Source organism: Pseudomonas sp. R1-18 (assembly GCF_051132095.1).
In the GTDB taxonomy this organism is placed as follows: domain Bacteria; phylum Pseudomonadota; class Gammaproteobacteria; order Pseudomonadales; family Pseudomonadaceae; genus Aquipseudomonas.
In genome coordinates this window covers 767,531-780,837 of sequence record NZ_CP071658.1, presented here as the reverse complement: position 1 = coordinate 780,837, position 13,307 = coordinate 767,531, and the positions used below count along the sequence as shown (strand labels likewise).

The 13,307-nt window shown below is 59.9% G+C and carries 14 protein-coding genes; 3 read left to right on the top strand and 11 right to left on the bottom strand.

The genetic code is table 11. The features are described from left to right. Nucleotides 1-24 precede the first annotated feature (24 nt). The 5 genes from J3P77_RS03590 to murJ form a co-directional block, all read right to left on the bottom strand. On the bottom strand, nt 25-501 hold the full coding sequence (locus J3P77_RS03590) for an FKBP-type peptidyl-prolyl cis-trans isomerase (protein WP_434679655.1): 477 nt from the start codon (nt 499-501) through the stop codon (nt 25-27). Continuing rightward, nucleotides 494-1,018, bottom strand: a complete 525-nt coding sequence (lspA, locus tag J3P77_RS03585; protein ID WP_434679653.1) for a signal peptidase II — start codon at nt 1,016-1,018, stop codon at nt 494-496. The genes J3P77_RS03590 and lspA overlap by 8 nt, the downstream gene beginning before the upstream one ends. After that, the gene (gene ileS, locus J3P77_RS03580; protein ID WP_434679651.1) at nt 1,011-3,842 is read right to left on the bottom strand and encodes an isoleucine--tRNA ligase; all 2,832 of its coding nucleotides are present in this window, start codon (nt 3,840-3,842) and stop codon (nt 1,011-1,013) included. The genes lspA and ileS overlap by 8 nt, the downstream gene beginning before the upstream one ends. A 20-nt stretch (nt 3,843-3,862) precedes the next feature. Beyond that, on the bottom strand, nt 3,863-4,789 hold the full coding sequence (ribF, locus tag J3P77_RS03575; protein ID WP_434679649.1) for a bifunctional riboflavin kinase/FAD synthetase: 927 nt from the start codon (nt 4,787-4,789) through the stop codon (nt 3,863-3,865). A gap of 132 nt (nt 4,790-4,921) precedes the next feature. Then, entirely contained in the window at nt 4,922-6,460 is a 1,539-nt protein-coding gene (gene murJ / locus J3P77_RS03570) for a murein biosynthesis integral membrane protein MurJ (protein WP_434679646.1), read from the bottom strand. A 250-nt stretch (nt 6,461-6,710) separates the two neighbouring features. Between murJ and rpsT the strand changes: the two genes are divergently transcribed. Beyond that, nucleotides 6,711-6,989 carry a 30S ribosomal protein S20 gene (gene rpsT / locus J3P77_RS03565; protein ID WP_434679644.1) on the top strand — a complete coding sequence of 93 codons (279 nt, stop codon included), beginning with the start codon at nt 6,711-6,713 and terminating at the stop codon, nt 6,987-6,989. A 93-nt stretch (nt 6,990-7,082) separates the two neighbouring features. On the opposite strand, the gene J3P77_RS03560 is transcribed toward rpsT, so the two are convergent. The 5 genes from J3P77_RS03560 to rplU all read right to left on the bottom strand — a co-directional run bounded on the left by J3P77_RS03560 (nt 7,083) and on the right by rplU (nt 10,834). Beyond that, on the bottom strand, nt 7,083-7,547 hold the full coding sequence (locus tag J3P77_RS03560) for a CreA family protein (protein ID WP_434679641.1): 465 nt from the start codon (nt 7,545-7,547) through the stop codon (nt 7,083-7,085). Between the two features lie 25 nt (nt 7,548-7,572). Next, on the bottom strand, nt 7,573-8,691 hold the full coding sequence (proB, locus tag J3P77_RS03555) for a glutamate 5-kinase (protein WP_434681869.1): 1,119 nt from the start codon (nt 8,689-8,691) through the stop codon (nt 7,573-7,575). Nucleotides 8,692-8,782: 91 nt separating this feature from the next. Further along, on the bottom strand, nt 8,783-10,006 hold the full coding sequence (gene cgtA / locus J3P77_RS03550; protein ID WP_434679638.1) for an Obg family GTPase CgtA: 1,224 nt from the start codon (nt 10,004-10,006) through the stop codon (nt 8,783-8,785). A gap of 208 nt (nt 10,007-10,214) precedes the next feature. Further along, on the bottom strand, nt 10,215-10,490 hold the full coding sequence (rpmA, locus tag J3P77_RS03545; RefSeq protein WP_025261879.1) for a 50S ribosomal protein L27: 276 nt from the start codon (nt 10,488-10,490) through the stop codon (nt 10,215-10,217). A gap of 32 nt (nt 10,491-10,522) precedes the next feature. Further along, complete coding sequence (gene rplU, locus J3P77_RS03540; protein WP_002551971.1) at nt 10,523-10,834, bottom strand: 50S ribosomal protein L21; 312 nt, start codon at nt 10,832-10,834, stop codon at nt 10,523-10,525. A gap of 241 nt (nt 10,835-11,075) precedes the next feature. Between rplU and J3P77_RS03535 the strand changes: the two genes are divergently transcribed. After that, nucleotides 11,076-12,044, top strand: a complete 969-nt coding sequence (locus tag J3P77_RS03535; protein ID WP_434679631.1) for a polyprenyl synthetase family protein — start codon at nt 11,076-11,078, stop codon at nt 12,042-12,044. 287 nt (nt 12,045-12,331) lie between these two features. After that, nucleotides 12,332-12,574 (top strand): PA4570 family protein, encoded by a 243-nt coding sequence (locus J3P77_RS03530; RefSeq protein WP_434679629.1) that lies wholly within the window; start codon nt 12,332-12,334, stop codon nt 12,572-12,574. 77 nt (nt 12,575-12,651) lie between these two features. On the opposite strand, the gene J3P77_RS03525 is transcribed toward J3P77_RS03530, so the two are convergent. Next, on the bottom strand, nt 12,652-13,269 hold the full coding sequence (locus J3P77_RS03525; RefSeq protein WP_434679626.1) for an FKBP-type peptidyl-prolyl cis-trans isomerase: 618 nt from the start codon (nt 13,267-13,269) through the stop codon (nt 12,652-12,654). Nucleotides 13,270-13,307: the final 38 nt, after the last annotated feature.

Sequence of the window (13,307 nt, the reverse complement as noted above, 5' to 3'; positions counted from 1 at the left end):
GCCGAAGCCGGGTCAAGGAACCGGTCAGGAAGCCAGAATCGCCTTCACTTCGAGTATCTGTACTTCGAAGTCCAGGGTCTTGCCGGCCAGCGGGTGATTGAAATCGATGGTGACCTGGTCATCGTCGAAGGCTTTCACCACGCCCGGCAGTTCAGTGTTGGCTGCATCGTTGAAGATCACCAGCAGTCCTTCCGACAGTTCCATGTCCTGAAACTGCGAGCGTGGCATGATCTGCACGTTTTGCGGGTTGGGCTGACCAAAGGCGTTTTCCGGCGGGATCTGCACGGTTCGGCGGTCACCGGCCTTGAAGCCGAAAATCGCCGCCTCGAAGCCGGGCAGCAGGTTGCCGTCGCCGACTTTGAAAGTGGCAGGCGCCTTGTCGAAGGTGCTGTCCACGGTGTCGCCGTTTTCCAGGCGCAACGCGAAGTGCAGAGTGACTTCCGTGTTCTGGCCGATTCGCAGCTCGTCCGACGAGCCCAAGGCCGATGACTGTTCAGTCATGAACGGTTTCTCCGGTTTTCTTGCTCTTGAACATATCCAGCGCCAGCATGATCGCGCCGACAGTGATTGCACTGTCAGCCACGTTGAATGCCGGGAAGCCGTGTTCTTTCCAGTGCACGAAGATGAAATCGATCACATGGCCGATGGCAATGCGGTCGTAAAGGTTGCCCAGCGCGCCGCCAAGCACCAGCGCCAGCGCGACCGCCAGCCATGTATCGCCACGCCCGAGACGCTTGAGCCAGACCACCAGCACTACGCTGACGACAATGGCGATCAGGGCGAAAAGCCAGCGCTGCCACCCCGAACTGTCGGCCAGGAAACTGAAGGCGGCGCCGGTGTTGTAGGCCAGCATCCAGCTGAAGTAATCAGGGATCACCACGATCTGTTCATACAGATCCAGCCGGTGCTCGAAGTAGTACTTGCTGGCCTGGTCAACGACCAGCACCAGCAAGCTCAACCACAACCAGCTCAAACGCCCGAAACGGCTCTGGACGTTGTCAGCCCCGTTGTTAGGCATAGTGACGCACCTCGCCTGTACCGCTGATGTTATCCACGCAACGACCGCAGATCTCCGGGTGCTCCGGATCAACGCCGACGGTTTCGAGGTAGTGCCAGCAGCGGGCGCACTTGGCGTGGCCGGACTTGACCACTTTGAGCTTCAGACCAGCCACTTCGGTCACCACGGCATCGGCTGGAGCCGAAACCAGCGGCGCCACGCTGGCCGCCGAGGTGATCAGCACGAAACGCAACTCGCTGCCGAGTTTCGACAGGTCGGACACCAGCGAATCTTCCGCATACAAGGTGACTTCAGCCTGCAGGTTGCCGCCGATGGCCTTGGCCGCTCGCAGGTTTTCCATTTCCTTGTTGACGGACGCTTTGACCGCCATGATCCGGTCCCAGTAGGCGCGATCCAGCTCGAAGCCTTCCGGCATTTCGGTCAGGCCTTCGTACCAGGTGTTGAGCATCACCGACTCGTTGCGCTCGCCCGGCAGGAACTGCCACAGCTCATCGGCGGTGAACGCCAGGATCGGTGCGATCCAGCGCACCAGCGCCTCGGAGATGTGGAACAGCGCGGTCTGGCAAGAGCGACGCGCCTTGCTGTTGGCGCCGGTCGTGTACTGGCGGTCCTTGATGATATCCAGATAGAAACCACCCAGCTCCTGCACGCAGAAGTTGTGGACCTTGGAGTACACGTTCCAGAAGCGGTATTCGCCGTAGTGCTCTTGCAGTTCACGTTGCAGCAGCAGCGTGCGATCCACCGCCCAGCGATCCAGGGCGAGCATTTCCTCGGCCGGCAGGATGTCGGTCGCCGGGTTGAAGCCCGACAGGTTGGAAAGCAGGAAGCGCGCGGTGTTGCGGATGCGGCGATACGCATCGGCGCTGCGCTGCAGGATCTGGTCGGACACCGCCATTTCGCCCGAATAGTCAGTCGCCGAAACCCACAGGCGCATGATGTCCGCGCCCAGGGTGTCGTTGACCTTCTGTGGCGCAACGACGTTGCCCAGCGACTTGGACATCTTGCGACCGTTCTCGTCGACGGTGAAACCGTGAGTCAGCAGTTCGCGGTACGGTGCATGGTTGTCGATCGCACAGCCGGTCAACAGCGACGAGTGGAACCAGCCGCGGTGCTGGTCGGAACCTTCCAGGTACAGATCGGCACGCGGACCGGTTTCATGGCCCATCGGGTGCGAGCCGCGCAGCACATGCCAGTGCGTGGTGCCCGAGTCGAACCAGACGTCCAGCGTGTCGGAGATCTTGTCGTACATGGCGGCCTCGTCACCGAGCAACTCACTGGCATCCAGCTTGAACCAGGCCTCGATGCCTTCTTTCTCGACGCGTTGGGCGACTTCTTCCATCAGCTCGACCGTGCGCGGGTGCAGCTCGCCGCTTTCCTTGTGCAGGAAAAACGGGATCGGCACGCCCCAGTTACGCTGACGCGAGATGCACCAGTCCGGACGGTTGGCGATCATCGAATGCAGACGCGCCTGACCCCAGGCCGGAACGAACTTGGTGTCTTCGATGGCCTTGACCGCGCGCAGACGCAGGGTGTCGCCCGTTTCCGGCTGCTTGTCCATGCCAACGAACCACTGCGCGGTAGCGCGGTAGATCAGAGGCGTCTTGTGGCGCCAGCAGTGCATGTAGCTATGGCTGATGGTTTCGGTATGCATCAGGCTGCCCACTTCGGCCAGCTTGTCGACGATGTTCTGGTTGGCCTTGAAGATGAACTGGCCACCGAAGAACTCCAGCGATTCGACATACACGCCGTTGCTCTGCACCGGGCTGATGATGTCATCGTTGGTCATGCCGTAGCTTTTGCTGATCACGAAGTCGTCGACACCGTAAGCCGGCGAGCAGTGAACCACGCCCGTGCCTGCACCCAGCTCGACGTAGTCAGCCAGATACACTGGCGACAGACGGTCGTAGAACGGGTGACGGAAGTTGATCAGCTCAAGCGCCTGACCGGTGGTCGTGGCGATGACCGAGCCTTCCAGCTTGTAGCGCGCAAGGCAGCTTTCGACCAGCTCGGACGCCAGTACCAGCAGCTTGTCGCCGACATCGACCAGCGCGTATTCGAATTCCGGATGGACGTTCAGCGCCTGGTTGGCCGGGATGGTCCACGGGGTGGTAGTCCAGATGACGATCGAGGCCGGCTTGCCCAGTGAAGGCAGGCCGAAAGCCGCAGCCAGCTTGGCTTCGTCGGCAATCGGGAAGGCGACGTCGATGGTTGCCGACTTCTTGTCCTGGTATTCGACTTCCGCTTCAGCCAGCGCCGAACCACAGTCGAAACACCAGTTGACCGGCTTCAGGCCCTTGAACACGAAGCCACCCTTGACCATTTCAGCCAGCGCACGGATTTCTCCCGCCTCGTTGGCAAAATTCATGGTCAGGTACGGGTTGTTCCAGTCGCCCAGCACACCCAGGCGGATGAACTCGGCCTTCTGGCCTTCGATCTGCTCGGCGGCATAGGCGCGGCACAGTTCACGCGTCTTGTTGGCGGACAGGTTCTTGCCGTGAGTCACTTCGACCTTGTGCTCGATCGGCAGGCCGTGGCAGTCCCAGCCCGGAATGTACGGCGCATCGAAACCGGCCAGGGTCTTGGAGCGCACGATCATGTCCTTGAGAATCTTGTTTACGGCATGACCGATATGAATAGTGCCGTTGGCATAGGGCGGACCGTCGTGCAGGACGAACTTGGGACGGTCCTTGCCAATTTCACGCAGCTTCTGGTACAGGCCAATGCTGTCCCAGCGCTGCAGAGTTTGCGGCTCGCGCTGGGGCAGGCCGGCCTTCATCGGGAAGGCGGTGTCCGGAAGGTTTAGCGTGGCTTTATAGTCGGTCATTTCAGGCTCTTGATTAGCTGTTAACCATGCCAATGGGCACGGGCGGCGGCGACGTCCGCATTGATCGCCGTCTTGAGCGCCTCCAACGAGGAAAAACGCTGCTCATCACGCAGTTTGTGGTGGAAAGCCACCGTAAGACGCCGGCCATAAAGGTCGCCGGCAAAATCCAGAAGATGCACCTCAAGGTGGGCGCTGCCGTCACCGGCGACGGTCGGACGCACGCCAATGTTGGCGACGCCCGGCCAGGTCTTGCCATCGATTTGCGTGCTGACCAGATAGACTCCGCTCAGTGGCACGCGACGACGCTTGAGTTGCACGTTGGCGGTGGGCGTACCCAGTTGACGCGCCAGCTTCTGGCCATGCAGAACCCGTCCGGTGATCTGGAACGGGCGACCGAGCAAACGCTCGGCAAGGGCGAAGTCCGAACTCGCCAGGGCTTTACGCACCTGAGTACTGCTGACCCGGACGCCATCGATTTCAACGGTCTGCGCCGCTTCTACGCTGAATCCATGGGCGTTGCCGGCCTGTTGCAGGAAGTTGAAGTCCCCAACCCGGTCGCAGCCGAAACGGAAGTCATCGCCCACTTCAAGATGCTGGATACCCAGGCCGTCGATCAACACAGTCGCGACGAATTCCGCTGCACTGAGCTTGCTCAGCCGCTGATTGAAAGACAGACACAGCACCCGGTCAACACCCTGCTCCGCGAACAGTTCCAGCTTGTCGCGCAGACGCGCCAGACGTGCCGGCGCGGTTTCAGGCGCGAAGAACTCACGCGGCTGAGGCTCGAAAATCACCACGCAGCTGGGTACGCCCAACTCGACCGCACGCTCGCGAAGACGCGCCAGAATAGCTTGGTGGCCGCGATGTACACCGTCGAAATTGCCAATCGTGGCGACGCAACCCCGATGATGGGGGCGCAGATTGTGGAGGCCTCTGACCAGCTGCATAACGCACTTCTTGCTCATAAAGTGGCCGATTATAACCACACACGGCCCTGGACGACAGGCAACACGCCAGGGCCCGATAACAGCTGTCGGTACGCAATGCGCCAAACCGACAGCCAACCTTTGAAAATCTGCCTACAGGATGGCCTTGCGAGCGAAATCCCGAAGACGAAAGCCCATCAACAAAAGCATGGCGAAATAGGTAACCACACCCGCGACGACAAGAACACCCAAGCGCATGAAACGTTCGAACATAACCCCCTGATCCCAGGCCGGCATCCAGTGCATAAGCCCCAGCAGGACGGCTGACATGGCCGTGACCGCAACGATCAGCTTGAGCAGAAACTTTGCCCATCCCGGTTGCGGCTGAAACAGATCCTGACGGCGCAGTTGCCAGAACAACAGCCCGGCATTGATGCACGCACCAACACTGATCGCCAGCGCCAGACCGGCATGTTGCAGCGGCACGATGAACGCCAGGTTAAGCAGCTGCGTCACGATCAGGGTGAAAATGGCGATTTTCACCGGCGTGCGAATGTTCTGCTGCGCATAGAACCCCGGCGCCAGCACCTTGATAAGGATGATGCCGAGCAGACCCACCGAGTAGGCGATCAGCGCCCGCTGGGTCATTGCGGCATCCAGCGCGTCGAACTTGCCGTACTGAAACAGGGAAACAGTCAAAGGCTCGGCCAGCAGCCCAAGGGCCAGGGTGCACGGGAGCACCAGCACGAAACACAGACGCAGCCCCCAGTCGAGAATGCGCGAGTACTCGTGGCGATCCTTCTGGGCATAGGTCTTTGAAAGGATCGGCAACAGAATCGTGCCCAGCGCCACACCCAGAACACCCGAAGGCAGCTCCATCAGGCGGTCGGCATAGTACATCCACGACACTGAACCTGCGACCAGGAACGAGGCGAAAATCGTGTTGATGATCAGGGAAATCTGACTGACGGACACGCCAAGAATCGCCGGCAGCATCTGGCGCATCACCCGCCAGACGCCCGAGTCACGGAGATTCAGGCGCGGCAGCACCAGCATGCCGATCTTCTTCAGGTGCGGCAGCTGATAGAGCAGCTGCAGCAGACCACCGGCCAGCACAGCCCAGCCCAGCGCCATCACCGGCGGATCGAAGTATGGCGTCAGGAACAGGGCGAAAACGATCATGCTGACGTTCAGCAGCGTCGGCACGAAGGCTGGCACTGAAAAGCGGTTCCAGGTGTTGAGAATGGCCCCGGCCAGCGATGACAGAGAAATCAGCAATATATAAGGAAAGGTCACGCGCAACAGGTCCGACGTCAGCGCAAACTTTTCAGGAGAATCGACAAAGCCCGGTGCCGTTGCCCAGATCACCCAGGGCGCGAACACCACGCCCAGCAAGGTGACCAGCGCCAGCGCCAGCGTCAGCAGCCCGGTGACATAGGCAACGAACGTCCGGGTCGCCTCCTCGCCTTGCTGGCTTTTGTATTCGGCCAGAATCGGCACGAATGCCTGGGAAAATGCACCCTCGGCAAAGATCCGGCGCAACAGGTTCGGCAGTTTGAAGGCAATAAAGAAGGCATCCGTAGCCATACCGGCTCCGAATGCGCGCGCGATGATCGTGTCCCGAATGAAACCCAGAACCCGGGAAAGCATCGTGATAGAGCTGACGGCCGCCAGCGACTTAAGTAGGTTCATGTGAAGAGTCGTGTGCCTCGGCCAAAGGATCAGCGATCAAGCGATCCATTTATGCGATACTCCGCGCCGCGAACAGCCCGAAGCAAAGCCCGCGAGTTTACAGGTCACACGCCGGAAATGAATCACCCGGAAAAATGTTGCGACCACTCAGCGGAAGGGCCCAACTGCCCTTGACAACACTGCAACTCATCGGCATGATTCGCGGCCTATTTTGTTCGCTATTTCACAAAGTCTTTCGAGGAGCTCGACGGTGGCCAACACACCTTCCGCCAAAAAACGTGCAAAACAGGCTGAGAAGCGTCGCAGCCACAACGCCAGCCTGCGTTCCATGGTTCGTACCTACATCAAGAATGTAGTTAAAGCCATCGACGCAAAAGACGCTGAGAAAGCGCAAGCTGCTTATGTTCTGGCAGTGCCTGTTATCGACCGTATGGCCGACAAAGGCATCATCCACAAGAACAAAGCTGCTCGCCATAAAGGCCGCCTGAATGGCCACATCAAAGCTCTGGCACAAGCTGCTGCAGCTTAAGCGATCTGCTTGTTGAAAAACCGACCCAAGGGTCGGTTTTTTATTGCCCGGGATTTGCTGCCTGCCCCGCTCCTACAAGCTCGGCCCCACAGATCAGGGCGTTTGCGGCCACGGCAGAATCGGAATCGCCGTCACGGCGTTTTGCGGGCTGCCTTCGATGACCCTGTCGCTGTAGACCAGATACACCAGGGTGTTGCGCTTCTCATCCAGAAAACGCACGACCTGCATGGTCTTGAACACCAGCGAGGTGCGCTCCTTGAAGACTTCTTCACCATCCTTCAGCGGCGGCTGAAAGCGGATCGGCCCGACCTGCCGGCATGCGATTGATGCCTCAGCACGGTCTTCGGCCAATCCCAGGCCACCCTTGACCCCGCCGGTTTTGGCGCGTGACAGATAGCAGGTCACGCCCTCGACCTTGGGGTCGTCGAACGCCTCGACGACGATCCGGTCATTCGGGCCGACCAGCTTGAACACGGTCGACACCTGACCTATCTCCTCGGCAGCCGCAACCGCCGGCAATGCCAGCAGCGCGACCAGAACACTCTTCATCAGACGCATCGGACTTTTCCTTGCAGGACGCACATCAGACCAGCACCAGGTTATCCCGGTGGATCAGTTCAGGTTCAGCCATGTAGCCCAGCTCACGCACAATGGCTTCCGAGGATTGACCAATGATCTTCTGGGCCTCGACAGCACTGTAATTGCTAAGACCACGGGCGATTTCACGTCCGTCCGGCGCGACGCACACCACCATCTCGCCACGCCGAAAACTGCCCTGAACCAATTTCACGCCAACCGGCAGCAAGCTCTTGTGATCCTTGGCCAGCGCCGCTACGGCACCATCATCCAGCACCAGGGTTCCGCGGGTTTGCAGATGTCCAGCGAGCCACTGCTTGCGGGCGGCGAGCATGCCGCGCTCGGGAGACAACAGCGTACCCAGGCGCTCGCCGCCCTTGAGACGCGCCAGTACGCGCTCGATACGCCCACCGACAATGAGGGTGTGCGCACCAGAGCGCGCCGCCAGACGCGCCGCACGCAGCTTGGTCTGCATGCCGCCGCGCCCCAGCGCGCCACCCGTGCCGCCAGCCACTGCATCCAGCGCGGGATCGTCGGCGCGCGCTTCGTAGATCAGCTGCGCCTCGGGATTGTTGCGCGGGTCGGCATCGAACATGCCGTCGCGGTCAGTGAGAATGACCAGCAGATCTGCCTCGACCAGATTGGCGACCAGCGCAGCCAGCGTATCGTTATCGCCGAAACGGATCTCGTCGGTGACCACCGTGTCGTTTTCGTTGATAACCGGGACAACGCCCAGCTCAACCAACGCCCGCAACGTGCTACGGGCGTTGAGGTAGCGCTTGCGGTCGGATAGGTCGTCATGGGTCAGCAGAATCTGCGCGGTATGCCGACCGTATTCGGCAAAGCTCGATTCCCAGGCCTGAACCAGGCCCATCTGACCGATCGCAGCGGCGGCCTGCAGCTCGTGCATTGCACTGGGTCGCGTGGTCCAGCCCAGACGACTCATGCCGGCAGCAACCGCGCCGGAAGACACCAGGACCATTTCGACGCCCGCTTCGCGCAACGCCACCATCTGCTCGACCCACACACCCATGGCCGTGCGATCCAGCCCCTTGCCGTCAGCTGTCAGCAAGGCACTGCCAATCTTCACGACCCAGCGCTGGGCACCCGTCACTTTGCTGCGCATCATCTTCCAACCTTAGCCAGAGAGTTTTCAAATTCGGGATACAAAAACGCCGCTATCACTTGGTAGCGGCGTTCAAGTTTACTGCAAGCGATCAGTCGCGGACGTAAATGATTTCCGGACCATCTTCATCGTCCACATCTTCTTCGTCCCAGTCATCGTCGCCGATGTCATGCACGCTCTTCACGCCGCTACGGCGCAGGGCACGCTGGTCATCCAGCGCCTGCAGCTGGGCACGAGCTTCGTCTTCGATGCGCTGATCCAGCTCGGCCAGCTCTTCAGCGTAACCAGGCTCTTCGGCGATGCGCAGACTGCGCTCTTCCAGATAGCGCATGATGTCGCGGGAAAGCTGTTCGGTACCCTGCTTGGCAATCGCCGAAATGACGTAGACCGGACCGGTCCACTCCAGACGCTCGATGATTTCCTGCTTGCGGGCTTCCTGCTCTTCTTCGGGCAACTGATCGCACTTGTTCAGGACCAGCCAGCGGTCACGCTCAGCCAGCGACGGGCTGAACTTGATCAGCTCGTTGACGATAACCTCGGCCGAATCCGCGGCACTGGTTTCATCCAGCGGCGCCATGTCCACGAGGTGCAGCAGCAGACGGGTGCGTGCCAGGTGCTTGAGGAAACGGATACCCAGGCCGGCGCCGTCGGAGGCACCTTCGATCAGACCCGGGATGTCCGCGACGACGAAGCTCTTCCAGCGGTCGACGCTGACCACGCCCAGGTTCGGCACCAGCGTGGTGAACGGGTAGTCCGCAACCTTGGGCTTGGCTGCGGAAACCGAGCGGATGAAGGTGCTTTTGCCAGCATTCGGCAGACCCAGCAGACCGACGTCCGCCAGCACTTTCAGCTCCAGCTTGAGATCACGCTGATCACCCGGCTTGCCCGGCGTCGTCTGACGTGGCGCGCGGTTGGTACTGGATTTGAAACGAGTGTTACCCAGACCGTGCCAGCCGCCCTGAGCAACCATCAGGCGCTGACCGGCCTTGGTCAGGTCGCCGATGATTTCCTGGGTCGTCGCATCGATGATGGTGGTGCCGACCGGCACACGAAGCACCAGATCCTCACCCTTGCGCCCAGTGCAGTCAGTGCTGCCGCCATTGGAGCCACGCTCGGCGTCGAAGTGACGGGTATAACGGTAGTCGACCAGAGTGTTGAGGTTTTCGTCGGCGATCATATAGACCGAGCCGCCGTCGCCACCATCACCACCATTCGGACCACCGTTTTCGATGAATTTTTCGCGACGGAAGCTCATGCAACCGTTGCCGCCGTCACCGGCTTTTACTCGAATGGATACTTCATCTACAAATTTCATAACGCACGCCTCCCGCCACAGGGACGAGCAGAACCACATAAATACATAAGACTCTTGCAAAGATGAGCGTTGCGATCCCGATCAGAAACCAGTGACCACAAGGGTCAACATCACAACAGCCCGCACAAACAGCTTTGCAAGAGACTCACCAACATCTACAAACAAAAAAGCCCCGTCGCAAGACAGGGCTTTTCAAGCTACTGCGTGATTACGCTGCGGAGACTTCAGTCTTCGGAACGATGCTCACGTAGCGACGACCGAAGGCGCCTTTAACCTGAAACTTGATCACGCCTTCCACTTTCGCGAACAGGGTGTGATCTTTACCCATACCAACGCCATAGCCAGCGTGGAATTGAGTGCCGCGCTGACGCACGATGATGTTGCCAGGAACGATAGCCTGGCCGCCATACATCTTAACGCCAAGGCGTTTGGCTTCTGAGTCGCGACCGTTACGGGTACTACCACCAGCTTTTTTGTGTGCCATGAGTCAATTCTCCAAATGAGGATTAGGCTGAATTAAGCCTGAATACCTGTGATTTTGATCTCGGTGTACCACTGGCGGTGGCCCATACGCTTCATGTGGTGCTTACGACGACGGAACTTGATGATGCGAACCTTATCGTGACGACCTTGCGAAACCACTTCAGCCACAACGGTAGCGCCAGCAACAACTGGAGCACCGATATTGACGTCGTCGCCATTGCCAACCAGCAGGACGCGGTCAAAAGTGACGGATTCGCCAGTAGCGATTTCCAGTTTTTCGATTTTCAGGTATTCACCTGGGGCGACTTTGTACTGCTTGCCACCGGTAACAATTACTGCGTACATGGTATTTCTCCGAAAATCCTGCTCACCCAGCTCTTTATAAGAAGAGTATCGGCTGGCATGGCTGCACAGGGCTGGAACGGCCTGGTGTGCAATTGCGTAAGGCAGGTGCTGCCCAGGAAAGTTAGGGTGCGCGATTGTACGCAAGGACTACACGGCTTGCAAGTGGCCGCTCGTCACGCCTTGACACGCTCTACCCCGCGACCTAGCATGCGGCGCAACCTATCCGGAGCACGTGTCGCTGATGCAACCCCAAGCCTTCTACCGCGCGGTGGCGGACGACTTTAGTGCCGTTGACCTTATCATCAAGAAGCAGCTGACGTCGCGTGTGCCGCTGGTCTCGAAGATCGGCGATTACATCACGTCTGCCGGCGGCAAACGCCTGCGCCCTCTGCTGGTGCTGCTGTGCGGCAAAGCCCTTGGCCGTGAAGGCGATGACCTGCGATTGCTGGCCGCCACCATCGAATTCCTGCACACCGCCACCCTGCTGCACGACGACGTGGTCGACATGTCCGGCATGCGCCGTGGCCGCTCCACCGCCAACGCCCTGTGGGGCAACGCGCCCAGCGTGCTGGTCGGCGATTTCCTTTATTCCCGCTCGTTCGAGATGATGGTCGAACTGGGCTCGATGTCGGTCATGCAGATTCTGTCCAAGGCGACTCGTATCATCGCCGAAGGCGAGGTATTGCAGTTGTCCAAGGTGCGCGACGCCAGCACCACCGAAGAAACCTACATGGAAGTCATTCGCGGCAAGACCGCCATGCTGTTCGAGGCCTCGACCCATAGCGCCGCGGCATTGTGCGGCGCCACCGAAGAGCAGAGCGAAGCACTGCGCACTTTCGGTGATCACCTGGGCGTTGCATTCCAGCTGGTCGATGACTTGCTCGATTATCGCGGCGATGCCGAAACCCTGGGCAAGAACGTCGGTGACGACCTCGCCGAGGGCAAGCCTACGCTGCCGCTGATCTACACCATGCGCGAAGGTACGCCCGAGCAGGCCGCACTGGTTCGCCAGGCAATCCAGAAAGGCGGCCTGGAAGATCTCGAAAGCATCCGCAACGCTGTCGAAAGCGCCGGCGCGCTGGACTACACCGCCAGGCTGGCACGCGACTTCGCCGCCCGCGCCATTGCCTGTCTGGAAGCCCTGCCGCCGAGCGAATACCGCGATGCGCTGGTGGAGCTGAGTGAGTTTGCGGTTGCGCGTACGCACTGACCGCATCGTCGCTTCGAAGAACCCGTCCTTGTGACGGGTTTTTTATTGCCGCTGTGCTGTGGCAGCGCACGGGCGGCGATCCGTCTTGCCCGCAACCAATTGGGAAGCGCCACCAAGATATGCGACTGCTACGGAGCTGGTCGCGGGCAAGCGCGCTCCTACAGATCGCGATTGGCACACATGGCTTGGATCAACCGCTCAGCGCAAAATGCGAATTAATCTCAAATAGGCGCTTGCTATTATCTTAATAGGAATTATTCTCATCGAACCGCAACAGGAGATGAGACATGACTTATTTGATCGATGCATGGCTGGACCGCCCACATCCCTACCTGCGAATCCTTCACCGGGAAACCGGCGAGGTATGCGCTGTGCTGGAAGAGGAGGCATTGGAGGAGTTGCGGGATCAAGGCGATCTGGATGTTTACAGCCTGAACTCCAGCGAGCCTTCGGTGCTCAAGGAGCTAGTGCGCAACCTGTTTCTATTCTGTTATGCCCGGGCGTTGCGCCCGTTGGGCGAGTTGCACTGAGCATGAAGCCCGGCACAACCCGCTGCTGAGCGAATCGGCACGATTCGCTCAGCAGAACGTACGACCACTTGCACCGCTTACAGAACGGCCAGCAGTTCCACGTCGAACACCAGCACGCTGTGCGGCGGGATGCTGCCAACGCCTTGAGCGCCATAGGCCAGCTCGCTTGGAACGTACAAGCGCCATTTGCTGCCGGTGTTCATCAGCTGCAATGCTTCGGTCCAGCCAGCGATCACACCGGCTACCGGGAATTCGGCCGGCTCGCCACGATCGTAGGAGCTGTCGAACACAGTGCCGTCGATCAGCATGCCGTGGTAGTGAGTACGGACCTGATCTTCACGAGTCGGCTTGGCGCCGTCACCTGTGGTCAGCACTTCGAACTGCAGACCGGACGCCAGAGTGGTCACGCCTTCGCGCTTACCATTCTCGGCCAGGTATGCAATACCGGCACCGGCCGCCTGCTCTGCCTTGGCAGCGGCTTCGGCCTGCATGACTTCACGGATGGCCTTGAAGGCGGCGGACATTTCTTCCTGGCCTACGCGGCTTGGCTGGCTGGTGAACGCATCGGTCAGGCCCGCCACGATGGCGTTCAGGTCGACGCCCGGTGGCGGGTTGTCGCGCAGTTGATCGCCCAGCTGACGGCCGATGCCGTAGCTGACGCGGGTTTCGTCGGTGGACAGATTGACTTCGGACATGACGCTGCTCCGCAGAGGGGCGCGGATCTGTAGCAATG

Excerpts from the sequence above, each read along its gene's own strand:
- J3P77_RS03560 (WP_434679641.1), bottom strand. The coding sequence starts at position 7,547 with ATGCGTCTGATGAAGAGTGTTCTGGTCGCGCTGCTGGCATTGCCGGCG.
- J3P77_RS03525 (WP_434679626.1), bottom strand. The coding sequence starts at position 13,269 with ATGTCCGAAGTCAATCTGTCCACCGACGAAACCCGCGTCAGCTACGGC.
- cgtA (WP_434679638.1), bottom strand. The coding sequence starts at position 10,006 with ATGAAATTTGTAGATGAAGTATCCATTCGAGTAAAAGCCGGTGACGGC.
- lspA (WP_434679653.1), bottom strand. The coding sequence starts at position 1,018 with ATGCCTAACAACGGGGCTGACAACGTCCAGAGCCGTTTCGGGCGTTTG.
- murJ (WP_434679646.1), bottom strand. The coding sequence starts at position 6,460 with ATGAACCTACTTAAGTCGCTGGCGGCCGTCAGCTCTATCACGATGCTT.
- J3P77_RS03530 (WP_434679629.1), top strand. The coding sequence starts at position 12,332 with ATGACTTATTTGATCGATGCATGGCTGGACCGCCCACATCCCTACCTG.
- proB (WP_434681869.1), bottom strand. The coding sequence starts at position 8,691 with ATGCGCAGCAAAGTGACGGGTGCCCAGCGCTGGGTCGTGAAGATTGGC.
- J3P77_RS03590 (WP_434679655.1), bottom strand. The coding sequence starts at position 501 with ATGACTGAACAGTCATCGGCCTTGGGCTCGTCGGACGAGCTGCGAATC.
- rpmA (WP_025261879.1), bottom strand. The coding sequence starts at position 10,490 with ATGGCACACAAAAAAGCTGGTGGTAGTACCCGTAACGGTCGCGACTCA.
- ribF (WP_434679649.1), bottom strand. The coding sequence starts at position 4,789 with ATGCAGCTGGTCAGAGGCCTCCACAATCTGCGCCCCCATCATCGGGGT.
- rplU (WP_002551971.1), bottom strand. The coding sequence starts at position 10,834 with ATGTACGCAGTAATTGTTACCGGTGGCAAGCAGTACAAAGTCGCCCCA.
- ileS (WP_434679651.1), bottom strand. The coding sequence starts at position 3,842 with ATGACCGACTATAAAGCCACGCTAAACCTTCCGGACACCGCCTTCCCG.
- J3P77_RS03535 (WP_434679631.1), top strand. The coding sequence starts at position 11,076 with ATGCAACCCCAAGCCTTCTACCGCGCGGTGGCGGACGACTTTAGTGCC.